General features: G+C 61.6%; 17 protein-coding genes. 8 read left to right on the forward strand and 9 right to left on the reverse strand.

What is annotated here, in order from left to right; all coding sequences use genetic code 11:
* Positions 1 to 97 precede the first annotated feature (97 nt).
* The 3 genes from IFT66_RS09430 to chpT all read right to left on the reverse strand — a co-directional run bounded on the left by IFT66_RS09430 (position 98) and on the right by chpT (position 1,594).
* Positions 98 to 349 carry a hypothetical protein gene (locus IFT66_RS09430; protein WP_174196315.1) on the reverse strand — a complete coding sequence of 84 codons (252 nt, stop codon included), beginning with the start codon at positions 347 to 349 and terminating at the stop codon, positions 98 to 100.
* A 54-nt stretch (positions 350 to 403) separates the two neighbouring features.
* On the reverse strand, positions 404 to 766 hold the full coding sequence (locus IFT66_RS09435) for a response regulator (protein ID WP_062455181.1): 363 nt from the start codon (positions 764 to 766) through the stop codon (positions 404 to 406).
* A gap of 153 nt (positions 767 to 919) precedes the next feature.
* Positions 920 to 1,594 (reverse strand): histidine phosphotransferase ChpT, encoded by a 675-nt coding sequence (chpT, locus tag IFT66_RS09440; protein ID WP_192077455.1) that lies wholly within the window; start codon positions 1,592 to 1,594, stop codon positions 920 to 922.
* A gap of 255 nt (positions 1,595 to 1,849) precedes the next feature.
* Here chpT and IFT66_RS09445 point away from each other — a divergent pair, with 255 nt between their 5' ends.
* On the forward strand, positions 1,850 to 2,386 hold the full coding sequence (locus IFT66_RS09445; protein WP_062457827.1) for a DUF1134 domain-containing protein: 537 nt from the start codon (positions 1,850 to 1,852) through the stop codon (positions 2,384 to 2,386).
* Positions 2,387 to 2,485: 99 nt separating this feature from the next.
* Positions 2,486 to 3,736 carry a hypothetical protein gene (locus tag IFT66_RS09450; RefSeq protein WP_192077456.1) on the forward strand — a complete coding sequence of 417 codons (1,251 nt, stop codon included), beginning with the start codon at positions 2,486 to 2,488 and terminating at the stop codon, positions 3,734 to 3,736.
* Positions 3,737 to 3,752: 16 nt separating this feature from the next.
* On the opposite strand, the gene IFT66_RS09455 is transcribed toward IFT66_RS09450, so the two are convergent.
* Both IFT66_RS09455 and IFT66_RS09460 read right to left on the reverse strand, forming a co-directional pair.
* Positions 3,753 to 4,574: a TrmH family RNA methyltransferase gene (locus IFT66_RS09455; protein WP_192077945.1), complete on the reverse strand. Its 822-nt coding sequence runs from the start codon at positions 4,572 to 4,574 to the stop codon at positions 3,753 to 3,755.
* Positions 4,574 to 4,963: a hypothetical protein gene (locus tag IFT66_RS09460; RefSeq protein ID WP_092660094.1), complete on the reverse strand. Its 390-nt coding sequence runs from the start codon at positions 4,961 to 4,963 to the stop codon at positions 4,574 to 4,576. The genes IFT66_RS09455 and IFT66_RS09460 overlap by 1 nt, the downstream gene beginning before the upstream one ends.
* Before the next feature lie 45 nt (positions 4,964 to 5,008).
* On the opposite strand from IFT66_RS09460, the gene IFT66_RS09465 reads away from it, so the two are divergent.
* A complete protein-coding gene (locus tag IFT66_RS09465; RefSeq protein WP_192077457.1) occupies positions 5,009 to 6,034 on the forward strand; it encodes an RluA family pseudouridine synthase in 1,026 nt (341 codons plus the stop codon).
* A 205-nt stretch (positions 6,035 to 6,239) separates the two neighbouring features.
* Positions 6,240 to 7,142 carry an RNA polymerase sigma factor RpoH gene (gene rpoH, locus IFT66_RS09470; protein WP_062455169.1) on the forward strand — a complete coding sequence of 301 codons (903 nt, stop codon included), beginning with the start codon at positions 6,240 to 6,242 and terminating at the stop codon, positions 7,140 to 7,142.
* A gap of 150 nt (positions 7,143 to 7,292) precedes the next feature.
* Here rpoH and IFT66_RS09475 read toward each other — a convergent pair whose 3' ends face one another.
* Both IFT66_RS09475 and IFT66_RS09480 read right to left on the reverse strand, forming a co-directional pair.
* Complete coding sequence (locus IFT66_RS09475; protein WP_192077458.1) at positions 7,293 to 9,743, reverse strand: hypothetical protein; 2,451 nt, start codon at positions 9,741 to 9,743, stop codon at positions 7,293 to 7,295.
* Positions 9,744 to 9,801: 58 nt separating this feature from the next.
* On the reverse strand, positions 9,802 to 11,097 hold the full coding sequence (locus IFT66_RS09480) for an adenylosuccinate synthase (RefSeq protein ID WP_062455165.1): 1,296 nt from the start codon (positions 11,095 to 11,097) through the stop codon (positions 9,802 to 9,804).
* 337 nt (positions 11,098 to 11,434) lie between these two features.
* Between IFT66_RS09480 and IFT66_RS09485 the strand changes: the two genes are divergently transcribed.
* Complete coding sequence (locus tag IFT66_RS09485; RefSeq protein WP_192077459.1) at positions 11,435 to 12,322, forward strand: EamA family transporter; 888 nt, start codon at positions 11,435 to 11,437, stop codon at positions 12,320 to 12,322.
* Between the two features lie 83 nt (positions 12,323 to 12,405).
* On the opposite strand, the gene IFT66_RS09490 is transcribed toward IFT66_RS09485, so the two are convergent.
* Positions 12,406 to 12,960, reverse strand: a complete 555-nt coding sequence (locus IFT66_RS09490) for a transglutaminase-like cysteine peptidase (protein ID WP_192077460.1) — start codon at positions 12,958 to 12,960, stop codon at positions 12,406 to 12,408.
* A 224-nt stretch (positions 12,961 to 13,184) separates the two neighbouring features.
* Between IFT66_RS09490 and IFT66_RS09495 the strand changes: the two genes are divergently transcribed.
* The 3 genes from IFT66_RS09495 to IFT66_RS09505 all read left to right on the forward strand — a co-directional run bounded on the left by IFT66_RS09495 (position 13,185) and on the right by IFT66_RS09505 (position 14,648).
* On the forward strand, positions 13,185 to 13,532 hold the full coding sequence (locus IFT66_RS09495; protein ID WP_062582620.1) for a hypothetical protein: 348 nt from the start codon (positions 13,185 to 13,187) through the stop codon (positions 13,530 to 13,532).
* A 160-nt stretch (positions 13,533 to 13,692) separates the two neighbouring features.
* Positions 13,693 to 13,896, forward strand: coding sequence for a hypothetical protein (locus IFT66_RS09500; RefSeq protein ID WP_139283786.1), 204 nt, complete (start codon positions 13,693 to 13,695; stop codon positions 13,894 to 13,896).
* A gap of 176 nt (positions 13,897 to 14,072) precedes the next feature.
* On the forward strand, positions 14,073 to 14,648 hold the full coding sequence (locus IFT66_RS09505) for a transglycosylase SLT domain-containing protein (RefSeq protein ID WP_062455153.1): 576 nt from the start codon (positions 14,073 to 14,075) through the stop codon (positions 14,646 to 14,648).
* A gap of 35 nt (positions 14,649 to 14,683) precedes the next feature.
* Here IFT66_RS09505 and IFT66_RS09510 read toward each other — a convergent pair whose 3' ends face one another.
* The gene (locus tag IFT66_RS09510; RefSeq protein WP_371816180.1) at positions 14,684 to 15,100 is read right to left on the reverse strand and encodes a L,D-transpeptidase; all 417 of its coding nucleotides are present in this window, start codon (positions 15,098 to 15,100) and stop codon (positions 14,684 to 14,686) included.
* Positions 15,101 to 15,258: the final 158 nt, after the last annotated feature.

A 15,258-nucleotide genomic window follows, 5' to 3' on the forward strand; every position in this document is an offset into this window, starting at 1 on the left:
CCCGGATTGAAGAGCACCCGCGCAAGCGGGTGTTTTTGCGTTTGAGGATTGCCGAGGTGGAAGCGCTGAGGATCGACGCCTTAGCGCGGTGTCCGGATCAAGTTTCCATAAACACGGTTCGAGCTTGTTGCCACTCAACCCAGCAGTTCTCAGGATCGATGTCGAGATAGCCGCGCTGCTCGTCCATTTTCTGAGCAACATCACGGGAAACTGCGATGACCTCACACGTGTCGGTGATCTCGAGGACCTCGTTTTCCGTCAGAGGGCTCCCCTTCGCTCTCTCGCTTTGAAGTAGCGTCGCGATGAGACTGGGTACGGGGTAGAGAACGAGAAGTTCGTCTTCGCTCACAGGACACCTCCGAGACGCGGCTTCACTCAGCGCACGCTGCAAACGCTGAAACTATCAAGCCGCAACAGCGAAGCCGCCGAACACCGATGTCAGGATCTTGCGGTCGAAAGGTTTGAGGAGAAAATCGCTGGCGCCAGCGCGTTTGCCGGCCATCATCTTCTTCAGGTCCGTCTCGATGACGCAGTAGAAGATCTTGACGTCCTTGCCGCGATCCATTGCCCGGACGGAAGCGATCAGACCGAGCGCGTCGTCGAGGCCTGCATCGACGATCAGGAAGTTCGGCAAGGTTGCACGGCAGCCGGTCAGTGCTTCCTGCGCAGTGCCCGCTTCGGAAACCAGAAAGCCGATCTCCGAGAGAATGCGCTTGCCCACTTTGCGCACGATGTCCGAACTGTCTGCAATCATCATTCGCTGCATCGTGTTTCCCCTGATGCTGTGCCCGTCCCTAGGCAACATCCACCATGACCCGAATGAAGCTAAGAAAGAGTTACGCGTCAGGCGCAGCGCGAAAAGCGCGGGCCGCCTCAAGGCAACCCGCGCTTTTCACACGTCAGAGCGCTTGATCGGGTCTCAGACCTTTTCGGAAACGGCCGGCACTTCGGCAGGGACGGTTTCCGCGATGAAGGTGATCTTGTCTTCAGACACCACGTATTTCAAATCCATGCCGCATTCGTCGGCCAGCAGAACCGTGTAATAGGGCTGGATCGTGTGGGCATCGACCGCCTCTTCCATGGCACCCGACAGCACTTCGACGAATTTCGCCGGCACGCGCATCATCCGGCCTTTGATGGTGATGATGAACTTCGCGTCGAATTCCGGGTTTTCGAGTGTCACATCGAGAGAGCCGCCACGCGGAATGCCGCCGTAAGCGACAGTGAAGAGGTTGAGGAGCAGCTTGACCCGGTTCTTCGGGATGATGGCGCGCGGGCCGTTCCAGGAGACTTCCGTCTTCTTTTCGGCGACCGCGAACTCCTTGGCAGCCTTTTCGGCCTCTCCCGTATCGATCGAGGCACCAACAGAGCCGGAGGCGCCGAAAGCAAGCCGCGCGAATTTCAGACGCACCGAGGCGTTCATGGCCGATGTACGGATCAGGTCGAGCGCATCCGCGTCGGCGGCTCCCTCATCGAGAAGCTCCAGGCCATTGTTGATGGCTCCGACCGGCGAGATGATATCGTGGCAGACCCGGCTGCAGAGGAGAGCTGCCAGATCCGGACCGCCGAGGGTTAGATTGGGATTTTTAGGCATGCGTGTCTCCGGCTGGATGAAAATATTCCCTCGCGCATGTGCCACAGCAACATTGCGCGGGGATTGTCGACGGTCAATGTGTATAGGTGCCGCCATAATGACACCATTTGTGGTAAACCGATTGTTAACGTCATGCCGCCAAGATAGAGGCGGCTTAAGCATGACGCTTGATAACGGAAGATTTAACAAACGGACTTCAATATGCGCCGCCAGAACCTTTCCGCCTTCGCTCGCTTTGCCACCGCTTTCGTGGTCATGGCAACCGCTTTCTGTGTCACAATCGAAAGGGCATCCGCCCAGCAGAATGCTTCGCAGTATTCGATGCAGGAAATTGTCGATGCCGGCCACGGCTTTTTCGGCTCCACCAGCGGCGGTCTCGCCAAGGTGGTGGAAAACGCTTTCTCGAAATACGGCCTGCCCAACGGTTACATTCTCGGCCAGGAAGGCTCCGGCGCCTTCATCGCCGGCCTGACCTATGGCGAAGGCCAGCTATACACGAAAAACGCCGGACAGCATCCGACCTACTGGCAGGGCCCATCGCTCGGCATCGATTACGGCGGCCAGGGCACCCGCGCTATGATGCTGGTCTATGACCTGCCGACGGTCGATTCGCTCTATGCCCGCTTCGGTGGCGTTTCCGGCTCGGCCTTCGTGGTCGCCGGCGTCGGCATGACGGTCCTGCGCAACAACAACGTGATCCTGGTGCCGATCCGCACCGGCCTTGGCGCCCGTCTCGGCATCAATGTCGGCTATCTGAAGATGACCCGCGAAGCCACCTGGAACCCCTTCTGAGCGGCAGGCAGACGCCTCCACCGGGCGAGCCCACTTGCCGGGTGCAGGCGCCCGTGCTTAAAAGAGCCTGTCCGCTCCAGACACAAAGAACGGCTTTCCGTGATCCAATACGCACTCCTGTTTGGCCTGGGTTTCCTCAGCGCGGCGCTGCTTGCCATCCTGATTTCGCCGGCGATCCACAGGCGGATCGTGCGCTACACGGAAAACCGCATCCGCGCGACACTGCCGATCAGCCCTGAGGAAGTGCGTGCCCAGCGTGATATGGCACGTGCCGTCTATGCGGCGGAAAACGCCCGGACCTTTCAGGAACTGATCCAGGCGCGCGAGAAAAACACCCGCCTGATGCTCGATATCGAGGCGCTGAACGCGACCATCCGTACCCTTGAAGACGACCGGCAGGACCTGAAGATGCAGGCCGACACGCTGGATGTCGAGGCTGCCGCCACCCGCTCGCGTCTTCGCCAGGAAGACAGCTATATCCAGGAGCTGAAGGTGGCGCTGGAACAGTCCCACGACGACCTGCGGATGCGCGATGTCGAGATCGGCGAACGCCAGCAGCACGTTGCCCGGCTGATTGCCGATACTGACAATTTCCGCATCGACCTCTCGTCTCATGCCGCCGAGATGGAAGGCCTCAAGGCCCGGATCGGCAATCTTCGCGACGAACGCGAGACGCTGCGCACGGAAATCCGCGACATGACCACCCGCGCCAAGGAAGCCGAGGGCAAGGTCAAGTTGGAAGAGCAACGCCGGATAGCGCTGCAGGAAAGGCTGGACCGGGAGATCGCCGAGGGTGCCGACAGGGCAGAGGCGCTGGACCGCCGTCAGCAGGAAATCGAAAGACTACGCGAAAAACTGAAAACGGCCAATGCGGAAGCCCGCGACGCGAGCCGCGCCCTGCGCAAAACCGGGTCGCCAGCCGGATCAAAAGTGAAGTCGAATTCAGGCAAGATCAACACGCCCGGTCCCGAAGACATCCAGGCGGCGCATCTCCTCGAGGAGGGTGTGTTAGCCGTCGCCCGCCCGACGGGCATGGACCCAGAGCCCACCATGATGACAGCTGCGATGATGACGCCGGCCATGATCGATCTCGCAGACGATGCCCGCAACCGGGCGACCGCGGTGTCGGAACGGCTTTTAAAGAGCCGCGATGGCGCTAACGATGCAGCGCTTCGGCAGGAGCTTGCAACCATCGCTGCAAGCCTTGTGGCGCTCACGGCCGCGCGCGAAGGCAAGGCCTCGCCGATCAATACGATTTTGTCGGGCAAATCCGGCAACAGCGAGCGCGAAAGCCTCGCTGCCAGGGCCAAGAAGGCCATGGCGAAACTGAACGAGCAGTCGTCATCCTGAACGACACCTGAAATCCCTAGAGCCGGCCCTGCCGCATGGCGATCTCGTAGAGCGCGATACCGGTCGCGGTTGCGGCGTTGAGACTGTCCAGTCCCGGCATCTGGGCAATGCGCGCGGTCTTGACTGCGGAGAGGATATGCGCCGGCAGTCCGTCGCCCTCGGTTCCGGTGATCAGTGCCATCTTCGGATGCGCCGGTACGTCGCGGATTTCGGCGTGTCCGGCAGGCGATAAGCCCCAGATCGCGAAGTCGCGCGACATCAGGGCGTCCAGAAGCTCCGTCATCGTCCCGGTGCGTGCGTAGGGCACCGAGAGCACGGAGCCGACAGATACCCGCAGCGACTTTCGATAGAGCGGATCGCAGCAGGCGGCATCCAGCAGCACCGCATCGGCGCCGAACGCGGCCGCATTGCGGAAGATCGAGCCGATATTGTCGTGGTTGGAAATGCCGAAGGCCGCAACGACCAGCGCCTTTTCCGGCAGGTTCTGCAGGAGGTCCGCAATCGACGGCTCCTCAGCCCTGCGACCGATCGCCAGCACGCCGCGGTGGAGGTGGAAGCCGACAATCCGGTCGAGAACGGCAGAGGATGCGACATAGACCGGGACATCGTCAGGGAAACGGCCAAGGATGTCTTCCAGCCCGGACACCCGGTTTTCGAGAAGCAGCAGCTTTTCCGCGACGAACCCGGACTTGGCCCTGTGGGCCTGCGCCAGCATGCGCAGCACGACCGTACCCTCGGCGATAAACCGTCCGCCCCTGCCCGTCAGGTCGCGATCGCGGACCGCCTGAAATTCGGCGATCCGCGGGTCGTCCGCATCCTCGATGCGGATAGGCTCCATCACGGACCGGTGGCGATCGTCACGTCGGCGACGATCCGGCCGAGCACGATGTCGAACACGAACACCTTGCGGGCGCCGTTCAGCTGGCCGAGGAAGACGAGCTGGCTGCCGGACATCGACACATTGTCGATTTGGAAACCGGTCGGCAGTGCGGCGGTGGCCTTCAGCGGCTGGTCGGACGGGACGGTGAAACTTCCGGACGTCGCGACCGTTGCGGGGCCGTCTGCGGGACGCTGGGAGATCTTGTAGACAATCGCGGCGAGGACCGCCATAAAGCAGACAAACAGGATCCCGCCCGAAACGAGCTGCAGAAGCACCATCTTCCGGCGGATTCTCTCCATCGCCGGATCAAGCGGCTCTTCCTTTTCCTCGACTTCTGGTTGGGGCATGAATTGTCCTTATGCGTGCAAGATTGCGAATTGACGGAAACCGGAATGAACGACCCCTTTAAACAAGCCGAAGCCCCGAGGAAAGTCCTGACTGCCGATGAGGCAGCAGAAGGGCGGTTGGATGCGTGGCTGACACAGGTTCTGGACGGCGAATTCTCCAGAAACCGCATCAAGGCGCTGATCGAACAGGGTGTCGTCACTCTGAACGGCAAGGCCTGCACGGAGCCAAAGAAAAAGGTGTCCCCAGGCGATCAAATCGAGATCACATTGCCGGAACCGGAGGATCCCGAACCCAAGGGCGAGGATATTCCGCTCGATGTTCTCTATGAGGACGAGGACCTGATCGTCATCGCCAAACCGCCGGGTCTCGTCGTGCATCCGGGCGCCGGCAACTGGACGGGGACCCTCGTCAACGCTCTGATCCACCATTGCGGCGACACTCTTTCCGGCATCGGCGGCGTCAAGCGGCCGGGCATCGTCCACAGGCTCGACAAGGATACGTCGGGCGTGATGGTTGCCGCCAAGAACGATCTGGCGCATCGCCACCTCGCCGACCAGTTTGCCGACCATGGCCGTTCCGGTCCGCTGGAACGCGCCTATATGGCCGTCGTCTGGGGCCGCCCGAAAGGTTTGAAGGGCACGATCGACGCACCGCTCGGCCGTGCCGGTGGCGACCGCACGAAGCGCGCCGTCACCCGCGAGAATGCCGTGGACGCGCGCGAGGCGGTGACCCATTACGAGGTGATCGAGCGTTTTCACGAGACGCCCGAGGCAACCTCGCTGGCGGCCCTGATCGAATGCCGTCTGGAAACCGGCCGCACGCACCAGATCCGAGTCCACATGGCTCATATCGGCCATCCCCTCATCGGCGACCTCGATTACGCCGGTGGCTTCAAGACCAAGGTCAACAAGATCCCCGAGCCCGCCCGCACCGTCGTCAGCGCCTTCCCACGCCAGGCGCTGCACGCCTATCTGCTTGTGTTCGAACATCCCCGCACCGGCGAGGTGATGGAATTCGAGGCTCCGATCCCCGACGACCTGGAACAGTTGATCGAAGCCCTGCGGCAATGACGGCCTGACCGTCGCCGGAAGTCCGGCCGATCATTACGCAATTGTAATGTCATAACGTTGGTGTGAACGCTTGAATCGCTGTTCCGCCACACTTATCTGACACTTGCATTGGTGCGGGGTCGGGAACGATCCGCGCCATAATCGGTTCGCCGTAAGGGCAGATGAAATCTGCCGGGAACCGACAACGATCGGAAAGGGGTGCTTCATGGCCCGTAACAATCTGCCTTCGATTACCGCCGGCGAAGCCGGTCTCAATCGCTATCTCGATGAAATCCGCAAATTCCCGATGCTGGAGCCGCAGCAGGAATACATGCTCGCGAAGCGTTACGCTGAGCATGGCGACCGCGCTGCCGCACACAAAATGGTGACGAGCCACCTGCGTCTCGTCGCAAAGATCGCCATGGGCTATCGCGGCTACGGCCTGCCGATCGGCGAAGTCGTGTCGGAAGGCAATGTCGGTCTGATGCAGGCCGTCAAGAAATTCGACCCGGAACGCGGCTTCCGTCTGGCGACCTATGCAATGTGGTGGATCAAGGCCTCGATCCAGGAGTACATCCTGCGCTCCTGGTCGCTGGTCAAGATGGGCACGACCGCCAACCAGAAGCGGCTGTTCTTCAACCTGCGCCGCCTCAAGGGCAAGATCCAGGCGATCGAGGAAGGCGATCTGAAGCCGCACCAGGTGACCGAGATCGCCACCAAGCTGAACGTATCCGAGGAAGAAGTGATCTCGATGAACCGCCGCCTCTCCGGCGACGCTTCGCTCAACGCCCCGATCCGGGCTGCTGAAGGCGAAGCCGGCCAGTGGCAGGATTGGCTGGTTGACGATCACGAGAGCCAGGAAGCGGTTCTGATCCAGCAGGACGAACTCGACACGCGCCGCCGCATGCTCGGCAAGGCACTTGCCGTGCTGAACGAACGCGAACGCCGCATCTTCGAAGCCCGCCGTCTGTCGGAAGACCCGGTGACGCTCGAAGAACTGTCGACCGAGTTCGACATCAGCCGCGAACGCGTCCGCCAGATCGAGGTCCGCGCCTTCGAAAAGGTGCAGGATGCGGTACGCAAGGAAGCCCTCGCCCAGGCCCAGGCATTGCGCGTCGTCGACGCGTAACGAGAGACACCAGCACTCGCAGACCGAAGGCCGCATTTTGCGGCCTTTTTCTTTGACCGGAGCCATGGGAGTTCGCCACGGGAGGCTGGAAATGGAAAAGGGCCGCTTTCGCGACCCTTCTCGTATGACCTATGTCCTGCGGCCGGTCGATTACTGGCCCGTCTGGCCGCCGGCCTGGCCCCATTCGCGGATGGCCTCGTTGAACGCCTTCTCGCCCTCAGGCCCCTTCTGGAGCGTGAACAGCGCGCGGCGTCCGTTGCGATAGGCGACCGGGATGTCGATCCAGTTGCGGGTGCGCAGCAGCTCCATATTGGTGTTGCGAGCATCCGGGAAGTCGTTGAGCGCGATCATGTGGAAGTCGTCGGTGATCTTGGCCGGAACCGCGATCAGGGCGTTGCCGCGATCCTGCTCGGATGTCTTCATCGCAATGCGCTGGACGCTGTCGATGGCACCGCCCTCGAAGTCCGGCGGGACGGCAAAGACGATCTCGATCAGATGGCTCGCGGGCAGCGACGGATCCGAGTTGCGCTTGAACGTCACAAGCGCGGTCAGACCACGACCGGGTATGGTGATGCGGGCCTGGACTTCAGCCTGAGGCGGACCGCCGTTGGAACCCGGCTCGCGCTGCAGAGACCAGGAAACGCTCCCGTCGATCGCGGTCGGCGCGGTCTGGCCAAGACGTTCTTCATAGAGGAACATCTTTTCGCCGGAGACAGCAGGGGTCGCTGCCGGATTGGCGTCGGGGGCAGGCGCTGCAGGTGCGCCCGGCGCGGTTGCAGCCGTCGCGGCAGCACCAGGCGCCGCAGGCGGCGTGGTCGGCGGGGCGTTGAGCTGCGCCACCGACTGCCCTTCGGCGTTCTGGGCAAGGCTTCCGGCCGAACCCGGACCTTCATCCACCTCTGTGCCATCCGGCATCAGACGCTGGGTGAATTTCGGGCTAGCGGTCGAACCGTCCGCGGCTGGCGGCGGGCTCGTCTGACCGGCGGGCTGGCCATTTGCCTGCTGCGTCGAAGGCGTCGGGTTGGCCGGCGCTGTTGCCGGAGCCGTCGTTGCGTTCCCGGAGGCCGGTTGCGAGGTCGCGGGCGTTTCAGCGGTCGAGACCGCCGTGTCCGTCGAGGAAGACGGCATGAAGCCTTCGACCATCTCGCTCAGCGCGTCGCGGTTCATCCAGGCGGCATAACCAGCGCCACCCAGCAGCAGAAGGCCGACCAGTCCGAGTGCGAGGCCACCGTAATTGCGCTTGCGCGTCGTCGTCACCCGGTATGGCTTAGCCGGGGTCGGCATCAGGTCTTCGAGATTGTCATCCGACTGGGCCTGTCTCGGGCTCGAGGCGGCAGCGCCGGCGCCGGCAATTGCCGCGCCCTTGCTGTACCCGATCAGGTCATCCAGATCGCTCCAGGGATCCTTCTCGTGATCCTTGCCGGCAGGTTTTTGTGCCTGCTCATCCGCTTTTGCGTCAAGCTGGTAGCCCGCGAAGAAATCGTCGCTGTCGTCTTTGCGCCCGGTCTCCGTCCCGGTCTGGCCGAAACTTGGGAGCTCAGCGACCGATGGCATGCGAACTGCATCGGCAGAAACATGGGTTTCCTGGTCGAAATGCGCGTCGACGCGATCACCACTGTGAAGATCGGCCTGCGGCTGGTGCTGATGGACCGGCTCGACGGGACCGGCCGGCACCAGTTCCGGAACGTCGTCCCAGGCGGCTGCGGCGGTGTTTTCGGAATGCGCCGGCTCATGCCAGGTGGGCTCTTCGAAGAGCGGCGCATGTTCCGTGCGCGCTGGCTCCGCACTGGTCTGCGGTGGCCACTGGACGTGGGCGACGTCATCGTCCTGACGGGCAGCCGAGTAGGGAAGATCGTCATCCCGCTCGTTTGCAACAGGCTCGTCGACAGTCCCGGGATACTGCTCGATCGGCGCGTCGACGGAATGTGCCCGGCCGTCATCGGCCACAGGTTCGTTGTGGACCTGCTCATCGCGTTCACCGACGGCAGCGACATCGCCGACCGGCCATCCAACTTGATGAACAGTGTCCTGCTCCTCGGACGGCGCAGGCTCTTCGTAAAGCGGACGCTCTTCGTAGGCCGTGCGTGCCTCATACGTCTCCGGCTCTACAGCCGGTTCGTAATGGGCAACGTCAGGTTCGCGTTCTTCGGCTGCAACAGGAGCAACAGGCTCGTGCCGTTCCTCATAGAGCGGAGGCTCGTCATACGAATAGCCAGCCGGCTCGGTAGCGGCGAGCGGTGCTGCCTGTTCGGGCTCTTCGCCCGGAGCGGGTGCCGGTTCCTGCTCGGGCTCCGCTGGAGCCGGCAACACCGTCTCTTCAGCGGGCGCAGGCTGGCCGGCGGCAAATTCGTCGTCGGCAAAACCAGCCTCGTTCTCGAACGGCGCCAGCGCCTCCGCGTGCTCGCTCTCGACTTCGACGATCGCCGTTTCGAGCTTGTCCATCTGCCGCCGAAGCATTTCTTCCGGCGGCCGCGGCTTCATGTTCTCGAGCTGCCGTTGAACGGCACCACGCGCTTTTTCATATACTTTCGCGCGGGCTTCAGGCGAGTTTGTCGCCAGACCATCAACAGCGCGGCGGATCACCGCTACAAAATCTGCCATCAGCACTTCTCATTGTCGCCGGGCTCAAGCCGGCTGAATGGATAATCAATAGTTGACATTAATCTTCAAACGGGTCCGTCACAAGTATGGTGTCGTCGCGTTCCGGACTTGTGGAAAGTAGCGCAACTGGCGCGCCAATCAATTCCTCCACCTGACGAACGTATTTGATAGCCTGTGCCGGCAGGTCCGCCCAGGACCTTGCACCAACGGTCGATTCCTTCCAGCCTTCCAGCGTCACGTAGATCGGCTCGACCCGAGCCTGTGCCGCCTGGCTTGCGGGAAGATGGTCGATCCGCTGGCCGTCGAGCATGTAGCCGACGCAGATCTTCAGTTCTTCCAGACCGTCGAGAACGTCGAGTTTCGTCAGCGCGATCCCGGTGATGCCGTTGGTCGCGACCGACTGGCGAACCAGCGCCGCGTCGAACCAGCCACAGCGACGCTTGCGACCCGTGACGGTGCCGAACTCATGGCCCTTTTCACCGAGGAACTGGCCGATCTCGTCATGGAGTTCGGTCGGGAACGGGCCTTCACCGACGCGCGTCGTGTAGGCCTTGGTGATGCCGAGGATGTAGCCCAGCGAGCCCGGGCCCATGCCGGAACCGGCAGCAGCCTGGCCGGCAACAGTGTTCGACGACGTCACGAATGGATAGGTGCCGTGGTCGATGTCGAGCAGCGAGCCTTGCGCGCCTTCGAACAGGATGCGCGAGCCCTTGCGGCGCTCCTTGTCGAGCAGTTCCCAGACGGTTTCGCGGAACGGCAGAACCTGTTCGGCGACCGAGGTCAGTTCCTGCATGATCGTCTCATGGCTGACTTCCGGCTCGCCCAGACCGCGGCGCAGCGCGTTGTGATGGGTGAGGATGCGATCGACCTTGGCCGACAGCGTATCGAGGTCGGCGAGATCCATGACGCGGATCGCACGACGGCCGACCTTGTCTTCGTAAGCCGGGCCGATGCCGCGGCGGGTGGTGCCGATCTTGGTGCCGGTGTTGGATGCCGCATCTTCGCGCAGGCCGTCAAGCTCGCGGTGCAGCGACAGGATCAGCGTCGCGTTGTCGGCGATGCGCAGCACGTCCGGGGTGACCTTGACGCCCTGCCCGTCGAGCTTTGCGATTTCAGCGACCAGCGCGTGCGGATCGACGACGACGCCGTTGCCGATAACCGAAAGCTTGCCGCGGACGATACCGGAGGGCAGTAGCGACAGCTTGTAGCTGACACCGTCGATGACGAGCGTATGGCCGGCATTGTGGCCGCCCTGGAACCGAACGACGATATCCGCCCGTTCAGAGAGCCAGTCGACGATCTTGCCCTTGCCCTCGTCACCCCACTGCGAACCAACCACGACTACATTCGTCATCTTTGCTTTCCTGCGTTTCGGGCCTGCCCTTCAAGCACGCCACGGCGCCGCGACAGCACCGCTGCTCTGAGACAGCGGCGTTGCGAGCGCCAGATAGAGTTCTCTCCCACAAGGGCGCTCGTCCGAAACCGCGCCGGACCCGCCCCTGCAAACGCGCGCATCTATAATGCCTTGGCCCGAGGAAAGCGACCTGTTTGTGAATGCTGGACGGTTTTTGCGTGACAATTTGCAAATTCCCACGCTATGGCCCACGCCAAGCGTTCCGGCCAAGGTCGGCGCCGACGAAAGACGATAGGGCAAGGACGGGCCGTCGATACGGCACGCGGAGGAGATTATCGTGTACCGCAGAGCCTATATCTTCCTGATCGTCGCGACGCTGTGCTGGGGCGGCAATGCGGTCGCGGGCAAGCTTGCCATCGGTCATATCAGCCCGATGCTCCTGACCTTCTGGCGATGGGCGTTTGCGACCGTCATCATTTTCGCGATCTCCATACCCGATCTTCGCCGCGATTGGCCGGTGATCCGGTCGAACCTGCCGCTTCTCGCCTTTCTCGGCCTCGTCGGCTACGTCGTCTTCAATGCGGCGCTCTACACCGCGGTCAATTACACCACGGCGATCAACGTCACCGTCGAGCAGACGCTTATTCCGGTGCTGATCTTCCTGTTCAATTTCGTGCTGTTCCGGATGAAAGTATCCTGGCTGCAGATCGTCGGCTTCGCGCTGACCCTGATGGGCGGGCTTTTGACGGCAGCCCATGGCGACCTGTCGACCATCGTCACGCTCAGCGTCAATTTCGGCGATGCGGTCATGATGATCGCGATCGTCGCCTATGCGGTCTATACGGTGGCGCTGCGTTTTCGCCCGGCCATCAGCTGGCGCAGCCTGATGGCAATCCCGGCGCTGTTCGCCCTGCTCGGCAGCATTCCCGCCGCCGCGTGGGAATATTCGGCTGACCGAATGATCTGGCCGGACGCCAACGGCTGGATCATCGCAGTCTACACCGCCGTCTTCGCATCGCTGATCGCGCAGGTGCTCTATATCCGCGGCGTCGAGGAGATCGGTGCCAACCGGGCCGGCCTGTTCATCAATCTGGTGCCGGTTTTTGGCACCCTGCTTTCGGTGATCGTGCTTAACGAAAACCTGCAGGCATTCCACATCGTGGCGCTGGTTCTGGCGCTTGGCGGCATAGCCATCGCAGAATGGGGAAAGCCCGCACAGCGATAGACGCGGGCGGGCGACAACTTGGAAAAAAAGGGCCGGCAGCGTCAGGGCACGTCGACGCCACCGGCCAGCAGGGTCAGTGAGCTTTAGATATCGTAATGGTCGGCAGTTGCAGCTGGCTCAGGCAGAGCATCGCTAGCCTTCGTGGTCTCGGTCATCGTCTGGGCAGTCCTGTCGACCGTCAGGCCGCCATGCGAGAGCACGATGTTGCCGCGCGGCGTTGCAACAACCAGGACCCGTTCGATCCGGCCCTCGTCGTTGAGAGCGTAGCCGATCGTCAGGTTGCGGCTATCCCAGCCGATGGAAACGAGATGGTCGCGCTTGAGATCGGCGCAATCGAGGCAGAGATCCTGATCGACCGCGAGGTCGTCGGCGAACGTGTCGAGATAGCCGTCGACGACTGCAAGCGTGCCGTCGACCGCGTCGTTGACGCGCTTCAGCTCAACGGCCTGGTCGATGGTAAATTCGGAAATCGTGTTGGAGCCTTCAGCGCCATGGGTACGGTTCTGGGCGACCTGCATGTGGAGAGCGGAAACGCCTGAGAGCGAGCGGGCAAACGAGCCCGGACCTGCAGCATTGGCTTCCTTGCCTGCAACCAGCGCGGTCAGTACGATCGCGGAAATGATGAGCTTCTTGATCATGGCCCGTACCCTGTTTGGCGGATGGCTCTGTTGCCATCTCGTTTCGTTATGGGACGACCATACGCAGCCAGGTTTGCGGCGCGCTTAAACGAATAGATGCAATTTTATTGAAATCCATTTTTTTCCCGCGCTGGCACACAAAAGGAATTGCCGCGCAATAGCTGGAACCAACGGCACCTGGGGCGGTTTGGTAACTGTGAGGACAACAAGAAGGAAACATTCCCATGAGCATTAAACTATTCACCGTCGCAGCCCTTTCGCTCGGTCTCGCAACCTCGGCTTTTGCACAGACCAGCGGCTCCGGTTCGGGCGGCAATGACGGATCCGGAAGCACCGGCAAGTCGATGCCGATGTCCGGTGTCGAACAGACCGCGCCGACAACGTCGCTGCCGGGCGTGGATTCGTCCTCGACCAACAGCACATCCGGCACAACGCCATCGACCAACTGCCAGGCAGGCACGATGAAGGATCCGGGCGTGGCTTCCGGCAACAACTCGAATCCGGGCGCCAGCACCAACACTGGTACCGCCGGTGGAGCCATGATGACCATGGAAACCAATCCAACTTGCTGATCGCCCTCTGGCGTATCGCAGACATGATCAAGGCCGCTCCATTGAGCGGCCTTTTTCTGTCGTTATCGGGGCTTCCGCGAACGCCCCTGTTACTGCGCTATAAAACTTCTCTGCGCAGTTCGTGTATGTGAAAACATACTCATGAATTGGAGAGATCTTCGTGCTATGTGTGCAGGCCGAGGCAACCGATCGGGCAACCTGGATGAAGCCGATGATCAACCGCATTTTATGGGCGCTGGCAGCCCTCGCCTACGGTGTCGCCACCGTGGTCGCGTTTATCGTGCTTTTGCCCGCAGCGCTGATCCAGTCAGCCTTCTCGAAAAAAGCGACGGTCGAGGACCGCGAAAGATACCTCGACGATTAGTCCTCGTCTCCGCAACCCTTCAATGTCGACGATCGCAAACCATCGCACGGAAGCGAGTAGACGAAGCCTTTGGGCTGCTTTCCGGGCCGTTAAACTTTTCGTTAAGTTTTAGTGGCATTGTTCCAATCTGAAACCTCAGAGATAGAGCCTTAAGTCCAAGCCTGAAAGAACGCGCGATGCGTAATGCGTTTTACATCGCCCTTCTGATGATGTCCCTCACGGCTTGCGCCTCCGCGCCGAGCCGGATCGGAGATGCCTGCGCGATTTTCGAGCAGAGAGACGGGCTTTTCAACAACTGGGCCCGCCAGGCGCGCGCAGCAAGCCGCGAATACGGCGTGCCGGTCCCGATCCTCATGGCGACGATCTACGTCGAGTCGAGTTTCCGCGCCCGCGCCCGCCCGCCGCGCAAATATGTGCTCGGCATCATCCCGTGGGGCCGTATCTCTTCGGCCTATGGCTACGCACAGGCGCTGGACGGAACCTGGGACGGTTACCGCAAATCGACGGGTCGCTGGGCCGCCAGCCGCAGTGACTTCGGCGATGCCATCCGCTTTGTCGGCTGGTATCACCACCAGAGCCATATCCGGAACAACATCCCCCTCAGCGATACCTACAACCTCTACCTCGCCTACTATACCGGCCACGGCGGCTATGAGCGCGGCCAGTTCGGCGGCGGGGTTCGCCAGACCGCAAAGAAATCTGCCGCCATGGCAGCCAGATACGAGGCGCAACTGCGCCGTTGCGGATACTGAACCTTGGTTCCCGTGCAGGCTAAGCTGCACACGGCCTAATAGCCGACAACGATGCGGGTGTTAGCGGTTCCATACCGGCTCGTCAGCGCGAAAAAGGTTGCGGCATTTTCCGGATGCAGCCTGATACAGCCATGGGAGGCTGGTCGACCGAGGCGCTTGGTATCGAACGTCGCATGCACGGCATAGCCGCCATTGTAGAACACGGCGAACGGCATTGGCGCGTTGTCGTACTTGCGCGACCTGTGGCTCCTTGAGAGCCATTTTGCGCTCCAGCTGCCGAGCGGCGTGCTGTAGCCTTTCCGAGCGGTCGATACCGGCCACCGGTAGACATCAACACCGTCTTCGCTCACCGTCATCGTCTGGGACGACAGGCTGACGCTGGCGACCAGGCCGGCGGACAGTGCGGACGACGCAAAGACAAGCGCACACGAAAACAGTGCAGCTCCAACCATGTAGTGGCGCATGAAATGTCCCCCGGAAAGCCCCTTACCCTGAAAGGACATCATCACTTTGCGAGAAACGTTTCAATATAGTCTAGCGTGCCCGTCGTTGATTATTTCGAATTTTGTTTAATCGGCACAGTAAATTTCGAAAACAAGGCATCACTGAC

The organism is Rhizobium sp. CFBP 13726 (assembly GCF_014841925.1).
Classification (GTDB): domain Bacteria; phylum Pseudomonadota; class Alphaproteobacteria; order Rhizobiales; family Rhizobiaceae; genus Neorhizobium; species Neorhizobium soli.

Excerpts from the sequence above, each read along its gene's own strand:
- IFT66_RS09435 (WP_062455181.1), bottom strand. The coding sequence starts at position 766 with ATGCAGCGAATGATGATTGCAGACAGTTCGGACATCGTGCGCAAAGTG.
- chpT (WP_192077455.1), bottom strand. The coding sequence starts at position 1,594 with ATGCCTAAAAATCCCAATCTAACCCTCGGCGGTCCGGATCTGGCAGCT.
- IFT66_RS09445 (WP_062457827.1), top strand. The coding sequence starts at position 1,850 with ATGGCAACCGCTTTCTGTGTCACAATCGAAAGGGCATCCGCCCAGCAG.
- IFT66_RS09455 (WP_192077945.1), bottom strand. The coding sequence starts at position 4,574 with ATGGAGCCTATCCGCATCGAGGATGCGGACGACCCGCGGATCGCCGAA.
- IFT66_RS09460 (WP_092660094.1), bottom strand. The coding sequence starts at position 4,963 with ATGCCCCAACCAGAAGTCGAGGAAAAGGAAGAGCCGCTTGATCCGGCG.
- IFT66_RS09465 (WP_192077457.1), top strand. The coding sequence starts at position 5,009 with ATGAACGACCCCTTTAAACAAGCCGAAGCCCCGAGGAAAGTCCTGACT.
- rpoH (WP_062455169.1), top strand. The coding sequence starts at position 6,240 with ATGGCCCGTAACAATCTGCCTTCGATTACCGCCGGCGAAGCCGGTCTC.
- IFT66_RS09475 (WP_192077458.1), bottom strand. The coding sequence starts at position 9,743 with ATGGCAGATTTTGTAGCGGTGATCCGCCGCGCTGTTGATGGTCTGGCG.
- IFT66_RS09480 (WP_062455165.1), bottom strand. The coding sequence starts at position 11,097 with ATGACGAATGTAGTCGTGGTTGGTTCGCAGTGGGGTGACGAGGGCAAG.
- IFT66_RS09490 (WP_192077460.1), bottom strand. The coding sequence starts at position 12,960 with ATGATCAAGAAGCTCATCATTTCCGCGATCGTACTGACCGCGCTGGTT.
- IFT66_RS09495 (WP_062582620.1), top strand. The coding sequence starts at position 13,185 with ATGAGCATTAAACTATTCACCGTCGCAGCCCTTTCGCTCGGTCTCGCA.
- IFT66_RS09505 (WP_062455153.1), top strand. The coding sequence starts at position 14,073 with ATGCGTAATGCGTTTTACATCGCCCTTCTGATGATGTCCCTCACGGCT.
- IFT66_RS09510 (WP_371816180.1), bottom strand. The coding sequence starts at position 15,100 with ATGGTTGGAGCTGCACTGTTTTCGTGTGCGCTTGTCTTTGCGTCGTCC.